Source organism: Lysinibacillus sp. NPDC056185, from assembly GCF_047737915.1.
In the GTDB taxonomy this organism is placed as follows: domain Bacteria; phylum Bacillota; class Bacilli; order Bacillales_A; family Planococcaceae; genus Lysinibacillus.
The window spans coordinates 59,557-83,599 of the sequence record NZ_JBLLLQ010000011.1; the positions used below are offsets into that span (position 1 = coordinate 59,557).

3 protein-coding genes are annotated in these 24,043 nt (G+C 29.1%); all 3 read left to right on the forward strand.

Features of this window, described 5'->3' with window-relative positions:
- The first annotated feature begins 823 nt into the window (after nt 1-823).
- The 3 genes from ACMZ42_RS12940 (at nt 824) to ACMZ42_RS12950 (ending at nt 24,031) form a co-directional block, all read left to right on the forward strand.
- Nucleotides 824-6,634, forward strand: a complete 5,811-nt coding sequence (locus ACMZ42_RS12940; protein WP_415731711.1) for a type I polyketide synthase — start codon at nt 824-826, stop codon at nt 6,632-6,634.
- A gap of 17 nt (nt 6,635-6,651) precedes the next feature.
- Entirely contained in the window at nt 6,652-15,813 is a 9,162-nt protein-coding gene (locus tag ACMZ42_RS12945; RefSeq protein WP_415731712.1) for an amino acid adenylation domain-containing protein, read from the forward strand.
- A gap of 268 nt (nt 15,814-16,081) precedes the next feature.
- The gene (locus ACMZ42_RS12950; protein WP_415731713.1) at nt 16,082-24,031 is read left to right on the forward strand and encodes an amino acid adenylation domain-containing protein; all 7,950 of its coding nucleotides are present in this window, start codon (nt 16,082-16,084) and stop codon (nt 24,029-24,031) included.
- Nucleotides 24,032-24,043 lie beyond the last annotated feature (12 nt).

Here is a 24,043-nt window from a genome sequence, read left to right on the forward strand (position 1 = left end):
GAGCTCATTGAAAGTGTTTTATCCCTCCCGTACCATGTAAATTAGGTACGTTAGCTTTTATTACATTATTTGTAAAAGCCTTTCTTCTTTAGTCAGTTCATATCAAACTGAAGATAAAATTTCTTAAAAGAGTGGTTTTGTAGAAGGACCTTAGTTAATTCTTCTGAATAATGTCTAATAAATAGAATAGATACAATTGGTAACTCAATAAAATTTGTGTGGTTGCATGAAGGATATGAAAAGAGAAGGTTAAAATTGATAAATATAAAAATTCTAATATTTCACAACAATAGGAATATATCATAATGTTTTTTTATAATCAACCTATTTTGTAAAAAAATAGAAATTTTCAAAAAACAAACAGGATTTTGTTTAATTTGATAAAATTAACATTTTTGTTTGATTAACCAAAAAAGCTGTGATAACATTTTAAAAAATGGCAATAATAGTTATATTTAGTTATATTTATAGAATTACTGTAATTATTATCTGGGGCAAAAAGATGGTGGTGAGTGATATTTAAAATTTAATGTTTTTAAAAGTTATGCTAAGTGCTTAGAATTTTTTCTTCTTACAAAGTCGTAAAATAAAATTTTCATCTAAAAGGCAAAGGTAAGTTTAGATGACCTATTTTCTATATCGATCTTTAAGGAGGAAAATATATTCTTAGCCTTTTTTATTCTTAATAATAATCAGAATTATTTGAATGTAGAGGAAATTTTTGAAATTTCTGTTAAAAACAAAAATAAGGTATATCAAATTTATTTAAACAGTAAGTGAATTAGTCTTAGATAAAATATCTTAACTGAAGGGAATGTATTTAATGGAAAAAAATTTAAAATATTCAAAACAAAATATTTTAACGTATTTAGTAGATTTGATTGAGGATATATTAGATTTAAATATTTCTCACTCTGATGAGCCTTTTACTGATTTAGGTCTTGCCTCTATAGATATCCCATTATTTATTGAAAAAGTTTCGAAAAGATTTGGTATTAACATTCAAGTTTCCTCGTTATTTGAATATCCGAATATAAATGAATATACGGATTATTTATTTAATGAGTTAAATAAAGAAGAAACAACGGTTAATAATTTTTTAGACAGTGATTTAAATGCTACTGACAAAGATTCTATAGCTATTGTTGGAGTTAGTTGCCGTTTCCCAGCAGGAGGAAATAGTCCGGAGGAATTTTGGGATATATTAATGAATGGAAAAGATGGTATATCCAATATGCCAGAAGAGAGATGGGATATAGAAAAATTCTATAGTCCGGATAAAGGCGAACCTGGAAAATTATATACAAAAAAAGGTGGTTTCCTAAATATTCCAATAGAACAATTTGACGCGAAATTTTTTAATATATCTCCAAAAGAAGCTTATGCTTTAGATCCTCAACAAAGAATGCTATTAGAGCTAACTTGGGAAGCTTTTGAAAATTCAGGGATAAATATAGGTAATTATTTTGGTAGTAATACTGGTGTATATGTAGGTATTGCGGGAGAAGAATACTCATTTGCACATTATAAATCAGGAGATTTACGTAAAATAGATGCATATTCTCTAACTGGAACAACTTTTAGTACAGCTTGTGGAAGAATATCCTATACTTTTGGCTTTGAGGGGCCTTCAATGGTCCTTGATACAGCATGTTCCTCTTCTTTAACAGCTTTACATGTTGCATGTAAAGCGTTGGAAGCTGGTGAAGTAGACACTGCAGTAGTAGCAGCAGCTAATTTGATGATTTCTCCAGCTGTTCATGTATGTTTTTCTAAATTAGAAGCTATTTCTGTAGATGGACGTAGTAAAAGCTTTGATGCATCTGCTAATGGATATGGCAGAGGAGAAGGTGCTGGCGTTATTATTTTAAAACGATTAAAAGATGCTGAAAAAAATGATGATAATATATTAGGTGTAGTTCGCGGTACCGCAGTAAACCAAGATGGTAAAAGTAATGGATTAACGGCACCAAATGGTTTAGCTCAGGAAAAAGTTATTAAAAAGGCATTAAATGATGCCAGATTAAATGAATCGGATATTGATTACATTGAAATGCATGGAACTGGTACAAAACTGGGAGATCCAATAGAGGTAAAAGCAGTTGTTGAAACATACGGTAAAAATAGAACGAAAGAAAACCCATTGAAAATCGGTTCAGTTAAATCAAATATTGGGCATTTAGAAGCAGCTGCGGGTATGGCTAGTATCATAAAAGTACTTTTATCATTTAAAAACGATGTAATTCCTGGAAACTTGTATTTTGAAAACCCAAATCCATTTATTCAATGGGATAAATCCCCGGTAAAAGTGGTGGAAAGTAACTCTGATTGGAAAAGTGAGGGGAAAATAAGAAGAGTGGGAATAAACGGTTTCGGTTTTGGGGGATCGAATGCTCATATTATTATTGAAGAGCCTCCAAAGATAAAAACAGTAATAAAAAACAGTAGTGACCCAATCTATATTTTAAAGCTATCAGCAAAGAGTGAGAGATCATTACAGGATAATATTCGAAATTATTTGAATTATATGAAGAGTGATAGTGTAAATATAAAAGATGTTGTTTATACAAATAATATATCTAGATTTGATTTTGATTATAGATTCACGGTTTCTGGAAGAACAAAGAAAGAAATAATGAATAGGATGGAAGCTTATTTAATTAACGGAAATAAAATAGGTATTTCTACCAATATAAATGAACCAATAAAATTCAAAAAAGAAACAGAGGTTGTATTTTTATTTACAGGTCAAGGTTCCCAATATGTAGGGATGGGAAAAGAATTATATGATAATAACCCAACATTTAGAGAAGTATTTGACGAATGTGATAAATTATTTAAACCATTTCTTTTAAAATCTTTAGTAGATCTTATTTATAGTGGAAAATGTACAAATGAAGAAGTGGAAAAGACTTTGTATGCACAACCACTAATATTCACAATTGAGTATTCTGTTTGTAAAATGTGGGAGAAAATGGGTGTTAAACCTAGTGTTGTTATAGGGCATAGTATAGGAGAGTATGCTGCAGCTGTTGTAGCAGGAATAATGAATTTAAATGATGCAGTAAAGTTAGTTGCAATAAGAGGAAGACTAATGGATTCAGCACCTGGAGAAGGAGCTATGTTATCTATCTATGCAAATGAAAATACAGTGAATAAATTAATAGAAAAATATGATGATGCATTATCTCTAGCAATTTATAATGCTGAAAATAATATTGTTGTATCAGGTGAGAAAAATGCTATTGAAGAGCTTGCAAAAGAAGCTGAAAGACAAAAAATAAAGGTAGCTAGATTATATGTTTCCCATGCATTCCATTCAAACTTGATGATACCTATCTTAGAGGATTTCAAAGAGATTGCTTCACAGGTGAAATTTAATCAATCAAGTGTGAACTATATTTCTTCTACCTTTGCAAGAGCAATAGGGGAAGAAGAGATTTTAGATGCTAATTATTGGACAAATCATATTAAAGAAAAGGTTGATTTTTATCATTCTATTACTTCAATAAAGGATGCAGAGGATAAAGTATTTTTAGAGGTTGGAGCAAATAAAACTTTATGTGCCTTGTCAAAATTATCTTTAAGGGGAGAAATAAAATTATTAAACTCTTTAGATATGAAGAAAAGTGACTGGGAACAAATCAGTTATAGTTTAGGGGAACTGTATTGTAGTGGTGTAAAGGTACTTTGGGATAAGTTCGAAACAAATATTAATAAAACATATAACCGAGTTCAATTACCTACGTATTCATTTGAACGAAAACCATATTGGATGGAACCGGTGTGTTCTCATGAAAAAAAATTACCAGATCAAATAAGGAATGATTATCATCCAATTATTGGGCAGAGATTTAGTACACCACAATTAAAAAATAGTTTAGTTTATCAGAACTCCTTTACAATGAATTCTCCATACTTTATGAAAGAGCATATTATTTTTGACACGGCAATATCTCCTGCTGCTGCGCATATGTCAATGCTTGTATCAATTATTGAAGATTATTATAAATCATCTGTATGTATTATTGAAAATGTTGAATTCCATTCACCTTTAATAGCAAGTAAGGGTGATGAAAGAACAGTGCAAATATTAATAGAAGATATCTATGAAGAAAGAAAGAAGTTTCAAATAATAAGTAAAGACAGTAAAGCGGAACATGGAGATTGGTCTACACATTGTCAAGGAAGTTTAACTGTAATAAAGGACGAGACCTCTGAGAAAAAGATAAATATAGATGATCTAAAAAATATGTTTCCGGAAGACTTATCAGGTTTCAATATCTATGATGTAATGAGCAAATTTGGCTTTAATTTAGGCGAAGGTTTTAAAAGAATTAAGAGAGTATGGAGGGGAGAAAGTGAAGGGGTCTGCTTAATTGATCCGAAGATAGAAATTCCAAATAAAGAATCATATACATTATATCCAGGCTTAATAGATTCTATATTCCAATCTGTGTTCGCTGTATCTGAACTAAGTAGGAAAATGAATTCTGAAAAGACAACAGATGTGCTTAAAACAACAATTCCCATCTCATTAGGGAAAATTAAGTATTACTATAAAGATGCAGAAAGTTATTGGTGCCATGTAAAGGTTAATAATGATCAAAAAGAAGGGGTTATTGGAGATATTGCTGTTTATAATGAAAAAGGTGAGATCGTATTTGAGATAGAAAACATTATGGCAAAACTCACAGATCGAAAAAGCCTACTAAAGGAACTAAACTATAGTGGCGATCAAATGCTTTATAACGTTGAATGGGTGGAAAAATCATTTGGAAATATTGAATTTAAAAATAATGAAAAATTCATTATTTTTTCAAATAATAACGAAATCTGCAATAAAATATATGACAAGTTGAGTTTACTTGGAATGGATTCTATTAAAGTCCTGTCTGGTAAAAATTTAATGGAACTGGATGATAATACCTATTGCATTTCCGATAACGAAAAAGAAGATTTTTACACACTATTTAAAGACATAGTATATAAATTTGATAATGAAAAGTTTAACATTTTATTTATTTCTGAATCTAATGAAGAAAGCATCAATCAAATAACTTTAGAGACATTGAAAGAAAAAACAGCTTGCAGTCAATTATTGCATCTTGTACAAGCCATAACTGACTTGAATTTAGTTGAAAAAATGAACTTAAAAGTAATAACTAATAACGTGCATGATTTAGACAATAGTCCAATTTCTATTTATCAATCAACTTTATGGGGCTTTTCACAAGTTATTAGACTAGAATTTAATCCATTATGGGGAGGAATCATTGACGTTGATAGTAGCATGATCAATAAGGAAATTGATGATGTAATTATAAAAGAAATAATAACAAACGATGAGAAACAAGTTTGTTTAAGAAACAATAATAAGAGATATGTTTCGAGATTGGTCAAAAATACCTATTCTAAGAAAAAACATAAAAATCTTGATATAGCAATAAAGTCTGAAGCAACGTATCTCATAACTGGGGGAACGGGTAGTATCGGAATGCTCTATTCAGAGTATTTAATAGAAAAAGGGGCACGTAATTTAGTTTTGTTAAGCAGAAATAAGCCCAAGGGGGATATTCTTGACAAGGTAAAGAGTTGGGAAGAAAGAGGTATAAAAGTACTTATATGTCAGGTTGATGTGAGTAAAGAATCAGATATTTCTGCTTTAATATCTGATATTACCAGGAATTTCCCAGAGATAAAAGGCGTAGTTCATGCAGCTGGTATTTTAGATGATAGGCTTATAAGAGATCAAACATGGGAAAGTTTTGAGCAAATGTTTATGAGTAAGGTTTTTGGAACATACAATTTACATCATTCATTAAGGAATTGTGAGTTGGACTTTTTCGTTATGATGTCATCCATTGCTTCTGTAATAGGAAATATAGGTCAAGCAAATTATGCAACCGCGAATTATTTTATGAACATCTTTGCTCAATATAGAAGAAAATTAAACTTACCTGCAATATCGATTTGTTGGGGACCATGGTCTGAGATAGGTATGGCATCTAGAAATGAAGAGAATATGAAAAGAATAGAGAAACAAGGAATTTATAGCATTAGTACAGAATTAGGGATGAAAATGATTGATAAATTACTTAATGAAAATCATTCTTCTATTCTGGTCGCTGACATGAACTGGGATTTATATAATGAAAACACTAAATTAGAAGAAATGACTACATTTTTATCAAAACTAATAAATTTAGATGATGTTACTAATAGAAAAAAAGACAAGACAAATAGTGAGGCTAATATCTTATCAGTTTTAAGGTCGTTAAAGTTTTCAGAAAGATATGATTATTTACAAGAAAAATTGAAAAATATTGCAGCGACTTTAATGGGGTTTGATGATGCATCCCTTTTAGTATTAGATCAGTCACTAACAGAACAGGGAGCGGACTCATTAATGATTTTCTCTATGAGAAATGAAATAAATAAATTAACAAGCAAAGAACTCGATATTTCTGTATTTTTCAATTATCCATCTTTAAAAGAGTTAAATGATTATCTGCTTATGGAAGTTTTATCTTTCGAAGAAGAGACTAGTGAAAATGACATAAATAATGACGGCTTAAATGCTTCTGAAACTATAGATGACCTTTTAGCAGAAATAGAGTCTTTAGTAGACTAAAAAAGGGAGGAATGGTTGTGGAACAAGAAACGAATAAATACAAGGAAGCTTTGAGAAAAGCAGCTAGGAAAATCGAAGAATTATCTAAAAAAAACCAAGATGATGATATAGCTATAGTAGGACACGGTTGCAGATTTCCTGGAGGTGCAAATAATCCAGAGCAGTTTTGGCATATTCTTTCTAATGGGATTGATACTGTAACAAAAATTAAAAAGGATCGCTTTGATTATAAAGAATATTATAGTGATAATGTAGACGAAATTGGAAAGATGTATACGAAATACGGGGCATTTTTAAATGTCCCTGTTGATGAATTTGATAATCGACATTTTGAAATTTCTCCTGTAGAAGCAAGCTCTATAGATCCACAACAAAGATTATTGTTAGAGGTAAGTTGGGAGGCGCTTGAAGATTCTGGGGTAAATATAAAAAAGTTACGTGGGAGTAATACGGGAGTATTTGTAGGAATTAGTTCTAGTGATTATTTTAGGGCTCATATGTTCTCAGGTGATGAAAAAAAAATAACGCCTTATTCTGTTGGCGGTATAACCTATGGTGCTGCCAGTGGTAGATTATCCTATTTCTATGATTTTAAAGGACCTGCGGTAACATTTGACACAGCCTGTTCGTCCTCGTTAGTGGCTTTAAATGCTGCCGTAGAAAGTCTAAAAAAGGGCGAATGCTCATTAGCAATTGTTGGGGGAGCTAATATGTTATTAACTCCTGAGTCATTCATTGGTCTTTCAAAACAGCACGGATTAGCTGCAGACGGCAGATGTAAAACATTTACTGAGAATGCAGATGGTTTTGGTAGAGGCGAGGGATGTGGCGTCATAGTACTAAAAAAGTTATCCGAAGCTAAAGCAGATAACGATACAATTTATGCAATCGTAAAGGGCGTTTCGGTTGGACAAGATGGAAGAACAAATGGGATGACCGCTCCAAATGGAAGTGCACAGAAAAGAGTAATAAAACAAGCTTTAACTCAAGCTAAAATGACTATAAATGATATTGATTATATTGAAACGCATGGGACGGGCACCCCTTTAGGTGATACCATTGAGGTTCAAGCTCTAAATGAAATATTTAAAGATAAGAAAAATGACTTGTTAATAGGAGCAGTGAAAACCAATATTGCTCATCTAGAAGCCGCATCAGGAATGGCTGGTTTAATAAAAATAATCCAATCATTTAAACATAATCAGCTACCGCCTAATATCCATTTCAATAAAAAAAGTTCTAAAATCGATTGGGGAAATTTACAAGTAGTCAATAAACTTGTTGAGTGGAAACCTGGAGAAAAGATTAGGAGAGCGGGGATTAGTGCATTTGGATTCACAGGTACTTTAGCCCATGCAATTATTGAAGAACCACCATTAGTTAAAGTAAATATCGAAGAGAAGGAATTGCCTTATCACTTGTTAACTTTATCTGCTAAAAATGAAGAGGCATTGAAATATTCTATCATAAATATGAAAGAATATTTGTCTAAATCTAATGAGTCAATTGGTGATATATGTTACAGTTCTAATATTTGTAAGAGTCATATGGATTATCGTTTTGCTGCTAATGGATCAAGCAAAGCCGATATATTAAATATGTTTGATAAATTTGATCATTTTAAAAATGATTCTTCCAAGTTTAAAATGAATAATATTACGTTTTTATTTACTGGTCAAGGATCAATTTATAAGAATATAGGAAAAACATTATATGAAAAATCATCGGGTTTTAAAAAAACACTAGATTTATGTAATGAAAAATTTTATAAAATTTTAAATTTCAATATTTTAGATATTATTTATGGAGAAAATGATAATGATTTATTGAATAAAGCTATTTATTCGCAGCCGATTATATTTTCTATTGAATATGCACTAACCAAAATTTGGGAGTCTTTGGGTATTAAGGCAAACTCAGTAATTGGACATAGTATAGGTGAATTCACTGCAGCCTGCTATGCTGGAATTTTAAGTTTAGATGATGCAATTAAAATGATTGCTCATCGTGGTATGTTAATGGATACCCTAGATATTGATGGGAAAATGGTAGGTGTACTAACAAGTGTGGAAGTTGCAAGCGAGTCAATAAAAGAGAGTGGATGTAAAAATGTTTCAATTGCAGCTATAAATGCTTCTGAAAATGTAACAATATCAGGGCTTAGTGAAGAAGTAGATAAAGTTATTGAAATCATCCAAAAAAAACAAAGAGTGTTTATAGAAGAGTTAAATATTACACATCCATTTCATTCGGTTTTAATGAAGGAATTTATCGATAGTTATAAAGAAAAAATAAGTGATGTGAAATATTCGGAAAATAACGTAACTTTTATATCTTCTATAACTGGAAAGCAAGAAAATAAAGACACGTTTGGGAATGCAATCTATTGGTCCAATCATTTATCCAATACAGTTAATTTTTATAAAGCAATGGAAACGGCCAAGGAATTAGAAAGCGATATTTTTATTGAAATAGGTGGCGACGCAACACTTTGTGGATTAGCTAATCAATGTATTAATGGTGAAGCGCTATTTTTACCGTCATTAAGAAAAGGCTTAAATGAATATAAGCAACTATTTGATTCTATATCTCTATTATATTTAAATGGTGTACAGGTTGATTGGAAATCCTTTTACAAAGAATATAAAAAGGAGAAGGTAATACTCCCTAATTATTCTTTTCAAAGGAAAAAGTATTGGATTGATTTAAATAAGAATAAGAAGAACTACAAAGAATTCGTGTTGAATAAAAATTCAGAAAAATTGGGTGAATCGAATAGCTCCATTGGGAATAATACTCTTATAATAGAGAACTCTTCTTTAAGTTTATACGATATAGAGTTAGAGATAAAAAATATAATTAATATTATAGCTGGATTGAATATAGAGGAGATAAACCGTGAAGATAATTTATTTTCATTAGGTTTTGATTCTTTATTATTACTAAACTTTAAAAAACATATTGATAATAAATATAAATTAAATATTTCTATAAATGAATTCTTATTAAATTTGAACACAGTAGGTTTAATTGCTGAATATATAGAAAAACATTTACCTAAATCAGAAATGTTTAAACAGAGCACTGTAAAACAACAGTCAAATATTTCATGTGAAAATACTGATTACGAGAATGCGGAAAATGTTAATTATTTAAATAATATGGAAAACCGAATTAAGGATATCCATGCCCAGTTAGAAAATTTGATGGATATAAGTAGAAAGGGATTTTCTGCTAAACCAGCAAGCAATTCAAGGAGTGTTTTCCCTAAAATAAATAATAACTCCATGATTTTTGAAGAAGACTCATTAAATAATATGCAAAAAAAATTTGTAGATGATTTTATCTTAAAATATAATACTAAAACAAAAAGCTCAAAAAATCATGCAGAAAAGTATAATACTGTATTCTCGGATTGGATAAATTCACTTAATTTTAGGATGACATTAAAAAAATTACTTTATCCGATTATATCCAAACGATCCCAAGGAACAAGGTTTTGGGATATTGATGGAAATGAATATATAGATTTAGCAATAGGATATGGAGTCCATTATTTTGGGCACAATCCTCCATTTATTACGGATGCTATCAAAGCTCAATTAGAGAAGGGCTTTGAATTAGGACCGCAAAGTGATTTAGCAGGGAAAGTAGCTAAATTGATAAAAGATTTAACCGGAGTAGAAAGAGTTGCCTTCTGTAATACAGGTTCAGAAGCTGTAATGGTTGCTTTAAGAATTGCTAGAGCATGCAAAAGAAAAGAAAAGATTGTAAAATTTTCTGGATCCTATCATGGAACGTTTGATGGTATTCTAACAGATACAGATGAAGAAGGTCCGTATCCTACTTCATTAGGTTCAACATATGGAAATATTAAAGATACGGTAAGTTTACTCTACGGGTCTAAAGAGTCATTAGAATATATTAAAGAGAATAAAAATGATATTGCAGCTGTATTAGTAGAGCCTGTACAAAGTAGAAGACCTGGTTTTCAGCCGAAAGAATTCCTTAAAGAATTAAGAGTATTAACAGAAGAATTAGGTATTATTTTAATCTTTGATGAAATGCTAAATGGATTTAGAATTCAAACGGGTGGAGCACAAGCTTATTTCGGAATTGAAGCTGATATAGTTACTTATGGAAAAATAGTTGGTGGTGGACTTCCGATAGGTGTTGTAGCCGGCAAGCAGGTATATTTAGATAGCATAGACGGAGGAAGCTGGTCATTTGGAGATAACTCTATACCAGATAAAGAAACAGTAACTTTCGCTGGGACATTTTGTAAAAATCCTCTTAGTATGGCGGCTGCGTATGCGGTACTTTCTCTTTTGAAAGAAAAAGGCAATGATTTACAAATGGAAGTAAATGAAAAAACGAGGGTATTTGTAGAAGAAGTAAACGAGTTTTTTGGAAGAGAAAGAGTTCCTATGAGAATAAGTTACTTTGGTTCACAATTCAAATTTGAATCATATGGAAAATATGACTCATCATTGTTTCCAATAGAAATGGATTTATTCTTTTATTTATTAAATTATAAAGGTATTTATACGTGGGAAAGAAGAACATGTTGTTTCAATACAGAAATTTCCTATAAGGATATTGAAATAATAATAAGTAAAATAAAAGAAAGTATATATGAATTAAGAGAAAGTGGTTTTGAGTTTTCAGAAGAAACAAAATTAAAAAAAGTAAAAAATATTTTTCCGAATCATAAAGTAATTCCAATGACTTTAAATCAAAAAAGGCTTTTCTCAACTATTCTAATAAATGAGAATGATCCATATAATATAATAGGGACATTAGAAATAAAAGGTCGAATAAATATAAAAAAATTAGAGACTGTGTTCCAAATGATAATAGCTAGACATGAAAGCTTACGAACAAAATTATACATTGAAGAAGATCTATTTGTTCAAGAGGTTATAGAGGAAATAGATTTTAAAATTAATGAAGTTGAAAAGCAAGAATCTCAGAGTTTAGATGATTTAATCAAGGAGAATATTAGTAAATTTGATTTATCAAAAGGACCATTGTTTAAAGTAACTCTAATTAAAGCTTCACAGGAAAAGGAAATATTGTTAATAGATCTACATCATACAATAGCTGATGGACGTTCATTAGATATATTAGGTCAAGAACTAATAAAATTATATTCAGGTGAAAATCTGGAGCCAATTTATAACCAATATTCAGATTATGTCTTATGGGAAGAAGAATTTTTAAATTCTGAGGAAATAAAGGAAAATGAAACATATTGGTTAAAAAAATTATCAGGTGAAAGAGAAAAGTTAAATCTTCCTTTTGATCACAACCATTATTCGATTAATCAATTTGCAGGTAATACTGTAAAAATGCCGATAGAATCAGATTTGGTTTTTGACCTTAAACAGTTTGCGAAAAAAACTGAATCTTCACTGTTTATGGTACTAGCTGCGGCATTTAAGGTATTACTTTACAAGCTTTCAAAAACGAAGGATATAATAATCGGCACACCTGTTACTAACAGAGGGAATAGTAAATTTGATAATAATATTGGTATGTTTACTAATACAATTATTTTGAGAAATCAAATTTCTAACGAAATGAAATTTACTGAATTTTTAAGTAGGTTAAAACAAAGTTCTCTAGAGGCTTATGCTCATATGAATTATCCATTTAATTTTCTTGTTAATAAACTAAATACAGAAAATAATGGTGAGCGAGACCCATTAATAAATGTCATGTTTATATACGAGAATATAGACGAGAGAATGTTTAGCATTGATAATGTTGAAATCAAAACATATGATTATAAATCAAAAATAGCCGAGTTTGATTTCACATTGGAAATTCTCGAGGACAATGGGGCATTTAACGTTAATTTGAATTATAAAACTAGTTTATTAAAAGAAGATAGTGTCACATTGTGGGGAAAATATTTTATAACAATATTAAAAAATATAATTAAAGATAGTGCTTTATCCATATCTGACATTCAACTTTTGACAGATAATGAAAAGGAAAAAATTATTAAAGATTTTAACAATACAGAGGTAATTTATCCTAAAAACAAAACAATTCAACAATTATTTGAAGAGCAAGTAAGAAAAGTTCCTAATGAAGTTGCAGTTGTATGTAAGGATGATAAATTAACTTATGATGAATTGAATAGAAAATCAAATCAAGTAGCAAGGATTCTTAGGGAAAAAGGGGTAAAAGCTGATTCGATAGTAGGGATATTTGTAGAAAGATCCATTCATATGATCATTGGTATTATGGGGGTTTTAAAGTCAGGTGGAGCGTATCTGCCAATTGATATAAATCTTCCTAGAAGTCGAATAGAGTATATGCTCGAGGATTCAGGTGTAGAAATTTTAATAACAGCCAAGGAATTAGAAGATGATTTACAGTTTACTGGTAGTATTATTAATATTAGTAAAGATTGTTATTCTTTGGATGATAATAATTTGAGTATAGTAAATAACTCACATGATTTAGCAAATGTGATATATACTTCAGGTTCAACAGGCAATCCAAAAGGAGTAATGGTTGAACATAAACAAGTAAATAATTTTATACATGGCATTGTAGCTGCAACAGGCCTAAATGAGTATAAAAATATATTATGTATTACAACAATTTCATTTGATATTTTTGGTTTAGAAACTTTAGTACCACTTGCTCAAGGAATGAAAATAGTAATTGTAAATGAGGAAGAAGTAATTGATGGAGATAAATTATCAAAAGTAATTGTTGCAAATAAAGTGGAGGTAATGCAATGTACGCCTTCCAGATTAAAATTCTTATTAGAAAGTAATAAGTTTAAAAAATCAATAAAAGAATTAAAAACAGTGCTAATTGGTGGAGAAGAAGTTCCTAAAAATTTAGTTGAAGAATTAGATAGAAACGATAATTTAAAAGTTTTTAATGTATATGGACCTACTGAAACAACTATTTGGTCAACAAGCAAACTTTATGTAAATGAAGACAACAACCTTACTATTGGAAAACCAATAAATAACACTCAAGTATATATTCTTGATGAAAATATGCAAATAGTGCCTATAGGAGTTCCGGGAGAATTATGTATAGGTGGAGATGGAGTAGCAAGAGGCTACTTAAATAAAGAAAATTTAACAGCGGAAAAGTTTGTTGAAAGTCCGTTTGAAAAAGGTTTGAAAATATATAAAACTGGAGATTTAACAAGATGGCTATCAAATGGAGAAATAGAATTTTTAGGGAGGATAGATAATCAGGTAAAAGTTAGAGGATATAGAATAGAACTTGAAGAAATAGAAAATAGATTATTGAGTCTTGAAAATATAAAACAAGCAGTAGTTGTAGGGAAAATTGATCAAAATACTCAAAAGTATCTTTGTGCATATGTAACCTGTTATAGAAAATTAAATACATCTGAAATTAAAGATTATTTATCAGCAACCTTGCCTGACTACATGATACCCTCATTCATTATCGAAGTTGCAGAAATGCCACTAAATTCAAATGGAAAAATAAATAGAAAAGCCTTACCTGATCCAAATAAAGAAGATCAAATTTCAAATAACTATGTTGCTCCACGAAATAAGATGGAAGAAAATTTAGTGGAAATTTGGTCAGAAATTTTAGGGGTAAAAAGAATAGGTATAAATGACAACTTTTTTGATTTGGGAGGACATTCATTAAATGCAACAATATTGGTAGGCAGAATTCACAAGTTATTAGATGTAAAAATACCAATAAAAGAATTATTTAAGGCTAAAAATATAAAAGAACTCACTAAATATATTAGCAAAGTGGAGAAGAATAAATACGAAGAGATAGAAAAATTAACAGTTAAACAACAATATTATAGAACTTCCTCTGCACAGAAAAGAATGTATCTGCTACAAGAGAGAAATAATGGAACGGTTTATAATATGCCAAAGGTTATAGAAGTAATAGGCAAACTCGATCTTAATATAATAAATAGAGTAATAAGACAGTTAATAGAAAGGCATGAATCATTAAGAACCAGTTTTGAAATTGTTGATGAAGACATAGTACAAAAAATTCAACCAATAGATGATTTAGTGTTTAAAATTGAAATGCTAACAGTCAAAAACGAAGATGAAATTTCAGAAAAGGTAGCAAATTTTATAAGGCCATTTAACTTAAAAATACCTCCTCTTATTAGAGTTGGAGTAATAAATGTAGAGGAAGAGAGAAATATCATTATTTTTGATATTCATCATATTGTATCTGACGGCATTTCGGTTGCGATATTAACAAAAGAATTTAGTGATTTGTACTCAGACAAAAAGTTGAAATCATTAAAAATTCAATATAAGGAATTCTCTGCTTGGCAATTAAAGATATTAAAAAGTGAAGAACTAAAAAAACAAGAAAAATATTGGTTAGGAGAATATCAAGGGAGGTTACCTGAAACAAAATTCCCTACGGACTATCCTGTGCCAAGTAAACGAGACTTTAAAGGAAATAACATCGAATTTAAAATAGATAAAACTATCACAGATAATTTAAAAGGAATAGGACGTAAGACTAGTAGCACGCTGTACATGGTTATATTAGCAAATTTAAATATTTTATTATCAAAATATTGCCAACAAGAAGATATAGTTGTTGGAACGCCTGTTTCTGGAAGAACGTCAGAGGATTTGGAAAATGTTATTGGTTTGTTTGTAAACACTTTAGCAATTAGAACAAAAGTAGATAATGAATTAAATTTCATAGATTATTTAAACATTGTAAAAGAGAAGACACTAATGGCCTTTGATAATCAAGAATATCAATTTGATGTGTTGGTTCAAAAGGTAGGTGTGGTGGGAGATTTAAACAGAAATCCATTATTTGATGTTATGTTCGTTCTTCAAAATATGCAGGAAGATAGAATAGAACTAGATAATTTAAGAGTTACATCATATCCCTTCAAAGAAAATACAGAAAAATTCAACATTACAATTGCTTGTCAGGAAAAAGAAGGAGAATTATTGTTTAATTTAAGTTATGCAACGTCATTATTTAAAGAATCAACAATTGAGAAAATTATAGAATACTTTAAGAGCATTATACATTTAACATCAAAAAATCTGGATATAAAGATCGAAACTATTGACTTGATTACCGAGGGGGAATTATCGAATATTTACAATGGTGTAATATCTAATGATTTAAACGAAGAAGATTTAGAATTTACTTTTTAACTTCTTTCAGCAGCAGTCTCCCGCCTCTATAGGTAGTGGTTCTAAGACTGTTTACAGCGGATGTCCAAACATCCGCTGTAAGAAGTTAAAGCCTCCGGGCGATTCCCGACGCAATTATCGCGAGGCATACTTGATAAAGTAACTAAATTCACTTAATAAAATAATTCAAATTTATCCCTGTATAGGCGAAGATTTTCTCCCTATAAAGATCTATTTCTATTGATAGGTTTCACAAACTCAGAACAATTATAAAGAGGAGTGAGCTAGAATGAAAGAAGTAAAGTCTGATGTGATAAATAAATCTAAAAGTTTTTGGATTGAAATGTTAGCAACTGAATTTGATCGTTTAGTATTTCAGAAAAATCAAAAGGGCAATGAATCTTATTTCTTAAAAGTTGATATTGATAAAGAAATAACTAATAAAATAAAACAATTAACAAAAGACAAAAATATAATGATATATACATTAATATTAACAGTATTCAAAATTGCATTATCTAGAATGTGTTCATACTCACAATTTGCGATCGGAATTCCACCATATATTAAAGATAATAAAAGACAAGCAAATAATGAGTTTCTTTTATCCAAACAACTATTAACTAAAGAATTGGATTTTAAAAAAGTTCTTTCTAATGAAAAAAATGTTCTTTTTAATTCTTTTTTATATGAATTTTATCCTTTAGAACAATTGTATAAAAGAAACTTTATTTACGAAAAAATAAATGTATTTTGTGTAATGGAAGAATTACATAGTGATCTTCAAATAAAAAATATTTTAAATCTACCAAATAATGATCTTACTTTAAATATTAGAGTAAAAGAAGATTCAATTTCCTTAATATTTAATAGCTTTGATTATGTCGAAGAGAATCAGATATTTATTCTAAAAGATATATTTGTAAATATATTACAAAAGGTAATAAATAACTTAACAATTAGAATAGATGATATTGATATTATAAGTGAAAAGGAAAAAAGTAAGTTGAAAGACATTAATAGTACAAGTATATCTTTTCCTAAAAATCTGTCATTAAGTGAAATTTTTGAAAAACAAGTAGAAAATAACCCAGATCATATTGCGATTGTTTTTAAAAATGAAAAGTTTTCATATAAAGAGCTTAATGAAAAATCAAATATCATCGCAAATAAACTAAAAGATAATAACGTGGAAAAAGGAGACGTAGTTGGATTAATTGCTGAGAAATCCCCAGAAATGATAATAGGAATTTTAGCAATATTAAAAGCCGGTGCAGCATATTTACCTATTGATTATAAATACCCAGAAGAAAGAGTTAAGTATATGTTAGAAGATTCGAATTGTAAAATATTATTAAAACAGGGAAATTCAAAGGATATAGTTAACCTGGGGTGTAAAATAATAAAAATTGATCTTAAAGAGAATGAAATATTAAATGCTGATAACCTTAATATTCCATTTGAAGGGAATGAACTAGCGTATATCATTTATACATCCGGATCAACAGGTAGGCCAAAAGGAACATTAATAAACCAATCTTGTGTTATCAGTCGCCTAGTCGGCAATACAAATTATATTAATATCAATAAAAATGATATCTTCTTACAGTTATCAAGTTATGTATTTGATGGATCTATTTTCGAAATATTCGGTTCTTTATTAAATGGGGCAAGACTTGTAATTCCAGAAAAATATCATACCCTCGATTTGAAAGAATTAGGATCATTAATAGAAAAAGAAAAAATAAGTATATTGTTTATTACAACTGCTTTATTCCATTCATTAGTAGAATTAAATTTAAAATCCCTACAAAATGTTAAAAAAATACTAATAGGTGGGGAAAAATTATCTTTAAAGCATGCAAAGAAAGCATTCGATTTTTTGGGCCCTAATAGAATAATAAATCTATATGGCCCAACGGAAAGTACTATTTTCGCAACTTATTATCCAATAAATGATATAGATGAGGAAGATATATTTGTTCCGATTGGTGGACCAATTTCAAATACAAAATTATATGTTATCGGTAATAATAACAAATTACAGCCAATAGGGGTACCGGGCGAACTTTGTATATCGGGAGAGGGATTAGCATCAGGTTATATAAATAGAAACGATTTAACTGAGAAGAAATTTGTGGAAAATCCATATGAAACAGATGATAAAATGTATAAAACTGGGGATTTGGCAAGGTGGCTTCCAGATGGGAATATTGAATTTATCGAGAGAATAGATTATCAAGTTAAAATAAGAGGATATAGAATAGAACTTGGTGAGATAGAAAATGCATTATTAAAAATAAATGAAATAAATGAAGCAGTCGTATTGGTAAAAGAGATTGAAGATAATAAATATATATACGCATATTATGTAGCTAACTGTAATTATAGTAAAGATTTAATACGAGAGAAATTAAAAGAAACATTGCCAAGTTATATGATGCCTGCAAACTTCATTAAATTAGAGAAAATACCACTTACGATTAATGGTAAGGTTGATAGATTAAAGCTTAATAAATTAGAAGATGAAAGCAAATTAGGCATATACGAACATCCCAAAAATGATATCGAGGAAAAACTAATTCAAATATGGAAGGACATCTTAAAGATAAATTATACGATAAGTATTAACGATAGTTTTTTTGACGTAGGTGGGCATTCTTTAAATGCTATAAAGGTAGTTGGAAGAATTCATAAAGAACTAAATATAGATATTCCTATAAAAGATTTTTTTAGCCTAGAAAATATAAAAAATATTGCTTCCTATATATCTTCAGTGCGTAAAAAAGAGTATAGAAAAATTAAAAAGATTCAAGAAAAAAGATACTATGAGGCATCATCAGCTCAAAAAAGAATATACCTTACTCAAGAATTCGAAACAGCTAGTAATGTTTATAATATTACTGAAGCAATGGAAGTAATAGGCAAGTTGAATGTATCGAAAATAACAGATGGTTTAAAAAAAATAATTAAAAATAATGAGATACTAAGGACTAGCTTTGATGTAGTTGATGGAATAATAGTACAGAAAATTCATTATTTTGAAGAAATTGATTTTAAAATAGAAAGAATGCAAGTGGTAAATGAAATGGATATTGATAAAAAGATTAGAGAATTTTCAAAACCGTTTTTATTGCAGAAGGCTCCTTTATTAAGAGTAGGCGTCATTAGTATAGATAATAAACGGCATATACTAATTTTTGATATTCATCACATTATTGCAGATGGTACGTCAATAAATATTTTATTAGAGCAATTAGCCAGTTACGTTAATGAAAAAGATTTAATTGTGAATGATATACAATATAAAGATTATTCTGCTTGGCAAAAGGGATTTTTCAATACAAAGGAGATAAAAAAACAAGAAAAATATTGGCTTGATGTATTTAAAAGTGAATTACCAATATTAAATTTACCTTCTGATTATAAAAGACCTAGTAAATTTAACTTTGAAGGGGATTCTCTCACATTTGAAATAGATTCTTTTATAACGAATAAACTAAAAAAGATTGCAAAGGAAAATGATAGCACTTTATATATGGTTTTACTTGCTGCATATTCAACTCTTTTATCAAAATATACAAATCAAGAAGATTTAATTATAGGGACACCGATGTCCGGTAGGAATCACATTGATTTACAAAATCTTATGGGTATGTTTGTAAATACTGTTGCAATAAGGAATTATCCTGAGGCAAATAAGACATTTAAAGAATTTTTAAAAGAAACTAAAGAAACGGTTTTGAAGGCAATTGATAATCAAGATTATCAATTTGATGAGTTAATAAGAAAGCTAGAAATTAATCGAGATACAAGTAGGAATGCTTTATTCGATACAATGTTTGTCTATCAAAATTTAGATGAAGCTAATTTTGAATTTGAAGAATTGAAAATAAAAAAATACAATTATATAGGTAAAACATCGAAATTTGATTTGACTTTAAATATAACTGAAGAAAAAAATGAAATGAATTGTAGTTTTGAATATTGTACAAAAATTTATAAAAAAGAAACAATAGAATTGATGAGTGACTGCTTTAGCAATCTTTTATATTCAATTATTGAAAATATAGATCGAAAATTGAAAGATATTAATGTACTTTCTCAAAAGGAAAAAGATAAAATAAATCAATTTAATAATACATCTATGATATATGACAAGAATAAACCAATGCATCAATTGTTTGAAGAACAAGTTAAAAACACACCTGATCAAATTGCAGTTATATACGAAAATAATAAGGTGACATATAGTCAACTTAATGAGAAATCTAATCAACTTGCAAGAATATTGAGGGATAAGGGAGTAAAACGCGATACTGTAGTTGGTATCTTCGTCAATCAATCTATAGAGATGGTAGTAGGTATATTAGCAATATTAAAAGCTGGTGGTGCATATTTACCTATTGATCCAGAATACCCTGAAGAGAGAATTCAATATATTCTAGAAGATAGTAGAGTAGCAATTATCTTAACGCAGGGGAATATAAATACAGGTTTGTTGAAAGAAAAGGAAACAGTCAATGTTGCAGATGATAAAGTATATAAAAATAGTATTGAAAATTTGGAAAATGTAAATGAGATAAATGATTTAGCTTATATTATTTACACATCAGGATCCACTGGTAGACCTAAGGGAGTAATGGTTGAACATAAAGGTTTAGCTAATTTAAAATCCTATTTCGAAAATGAGTATAACATTTGCGAAAAAGATAACATAATTCAATTTGCAAATTGTACATTTGATGCAGCAGTTTGGGAAATGAGCATGGCACTGTTAACCGGGGCAACACTTTTTATTGTTCCTAGATATGTAATTAATGATGTAAACGCCTTTGAAGCGTTTTTAAATATCAATAGAATAACGGTAGCTACATTGCCTCCTGTCTATGCTTCAAATTTAAGTCCTCATAAAATAAACTATTTAAGATTATTAATAACAGCAGGTTCCGAATCAAATAGTGAGTTAGTAAAAAAATGGAATGGTAAAGTACAATATGTAAATGCCTATGGACCAACTGAAACTACTGTATGTGCAGCAGCTTGGACAGATTATAGAATAAACAAAGATAATAAAACAGTACCTATTGGAAAACCGATATATAACACAAAAATTTATATTTTAGATAAAAATCAAAAAATACAGCCTATAGGAGTTCATGGTGAACTTTGTATTGGTGGAATTGGCATAGCGCGAGGATACCTAAATAATCTAGAATTAACGAAACAAAAATTCATTCCAAATCCTTATATTGAATGCGAAAAAATTTATAGAACAGGTGACATAGCTCGATGGTTACCAGATGGAAATATTGAGTATGTTGGTAGAGAGGATTATCAGGTAAAAATAAGAGGATATAGAATAGAATTAGAAGAAATCGAGAGAAGATTACTTCTAAATAGACATATAAATGAAGCGGTGGTTGTTACAATAAAGGACCAGCATCATGAATACAATCTAGCATGTTATGTGGTAGCTGATAAAAAAATGATTCTATCAGAAATAAGAACTTTTTTATTGAATGAGTTACCCGAATACATGGTTCCATCTTATTATATGCAATTAGATTCCATACCCAAAAATCAAAGTGGTAAACCAGATAGAAGAATTTTAAAGGAATTAAAGGGAGATAAATATTTAAAAGAAGGTAATTATGAAAAGCCCTCAAACGAATACGAATGTTTACTTGTGGAAATTTGGGAGGAAATTTTTGTTCATAAAAAAGTTGGGATAAACGATGATTTTTTCCATTTGGGTGGAGATTCCATTAAAGCGATTAAATGTATTTATAAGTTAAATGAAAAGAATTTAACATTAAAGCTAAGTGATATTTTTAAATACAGAACCATAAAAAAAATCGTAGAAGTTATTAATTCACTTGAAAGAAATTCATTATTAATAGAACCTACAGTAGGTAAGTTTAAATTAACCCCTATTCAAAAATGGTTTTTTGAATCACATAAAATTGAACCAGAGTATTTTCATCAAGCAACTTTTTTAAAATGTAATGAAAAAATAAATGTGGATGTATTAAGGGATATATTAAAAGAAGTACAAATGCATCATGATTCATTAAGAATGGGCTTTACAACAGTAAATGATGAAGTAGTTGGGGAGATCTTAGGGTCTAATTATCCTTTTAATTATGAAGTTGTTTACCTTGATAATCTAGAACAGGACAAATCAATTTTTTTGAAAAAAGTAAAGGAATTACAAAAAAATGTAGATCTAAAATTAGGTCCAATGATGAGTACAGTTGTATTTAAAACAAACAATTTTGATTATATATACATCTTAATTCATCATTTGGCAGTCGATACTGTATCGTGGGGTATTTTAATAAATGATATCCAAAGTTTATATAAACAGTTTTTACGTAAGAAAGATATTAAACTAACTAACAAATCTAATTCAATCAAAGAATGGTCTAAAAAACTTTATTATTTTAGTAATAGTGAAGCGTTTTTAAAAGAAAAGTCCTATTGGAGAAATATCCAAAGAAAAATAAATAGCGTTCCTTTTGATTTTAGTCATGATACTAATACTATGAGAGATAGCGATACTTACGAAATATCTCTTAATCTAGAAGAAACTGAGGCTTTGTTGGAAAAATGTTCTGAATTATACAAAACAAGTGTTGTTAATATTTTACTATCTGCGTTATCGTTTGTTTTACAGAATTGGACTGGAAGTAAGGAAAATGCAATTATGTTTGAAGGGCATGGACGAGAAGATTTATTTAATGATGTAAGTATTCAAAGAACAGTAGGATGGTTTACATCTATCTATCCTATTATTTTAGAAGCTCCAGCAACTAATAATTTGATAGATTATTTAGATAGAACAATCTTGATAAGAAATGCTATCCCTAGAAATGGTATAGGTTATCATATCTTAAAATATTTAACTGAAGAAGAAAATAAAAAAGATATTGATAGGTTCATGACTCCTCAAATTTGTTTTAATTACCACGGAGAAACGGATTTAGAGAATAAAGGTAGAATATTCGAGATAATTGAAGAGGAACATGGAAGTAATATTAGTATCAATAGTGAAAGACATTTTGAATTGGAGTTTAATGGGAACATAAGCAATGGAAAATTAAAAATATTATTAACGTTCAATACAAAAGCATATAAATCTGATACTATAGCTAATTTAGCAAAAAAATATAAAGAAATTTTATTAGAATTTATTTCTTTAAATAAAAAGCAATTAAATATAGCTAGTTTAGAAAACAATTTATCGTTTTTTTTAAATAAATACAAGGCTCCAGGATTGATATTGGGAATAAAAGCTCCTGATGGACAAAATACTGTTATTTCAAAAGGGCTTGCGGATATAAAGAATAATATAAATATGAAGTCTACTACTAATTTTAAAATAGGAAGCATTACTAAGACATTTGTGGCAACTATAATATTACAATTGATGGAGGAAAGGTTATTAAATTTAGATGATTCTGTTATACATTTTCTTCCAGAATTATTAGAACAATATAAAGCGGATTATTTTAATAATATAACAATAAAAAGTTTATTAAATCACACTAGTGGAATACATGACTTTGTAAAACATCCTAGTTTTATTAAAGGTTTAGAAAGTAATAGAGAATGGACTAAGGAAGAATTATTATACTATGGTTTATCTTTACCATATGATCAGACATTTAATAATAACATTTGGATTTACTCTAGTACCGGATATATATTATTAGGATTAATTATCGAAAAAATTACACATGTAAGTTTAGAAGAAAATATACAAAATAGAATATGCAATAAGTTGGGTCTTGAACAAACGAGGTTAGTAGATGAGTTACCTAATTTATATAATTTTAGTCGTTGTTATACTAATCCTGAAAAAAAAGATGTGACAAATAATGCTTTAAGTGCAAGTTGGGCATCAGGAGGTATGATATCTAATGCTAGTGATTTACTTATATGGCTTGATGCATTTGTAGATGGAGTGTTACTAAAAAACAAAGATATAATCAATGACTATATTGATATTTCAATGAATTATCCAACTGACTACAAAGTGAATATGGGATTAGGTATCTTTAATGTGAACGATATGTTAGGACATGAGGGGCATGGACTAGGGTTTCAGAATATTCTTTATAAATATAATGGATATAGTTTTGTCATTCATTTAAATCAAGAGGCAGCTGATAAAAGTAATGTTATAAGTGAACCTTTTAAAATATTTAATGAACTTATAACACTTTTAAGGTGATTCAATCAACAG

Excerpts from the sequence above, each read along its gene's own strand:
- ACMZ42_RS12940 (WP_415731711.1), top strand. The coding sequence starts at position 824 with ATGGAAAAAAATTTAAAATATTCAAAACAAAATATTTTAACGTATTTA.
- ACMZ42_RS12950 (WP_415731713.1), top strand. The coding sequence starts at position 16,082 with ATGAAAGAAGTAAAGTCTGATGTGATAAATAAATCTAAAAGTTTTTGG.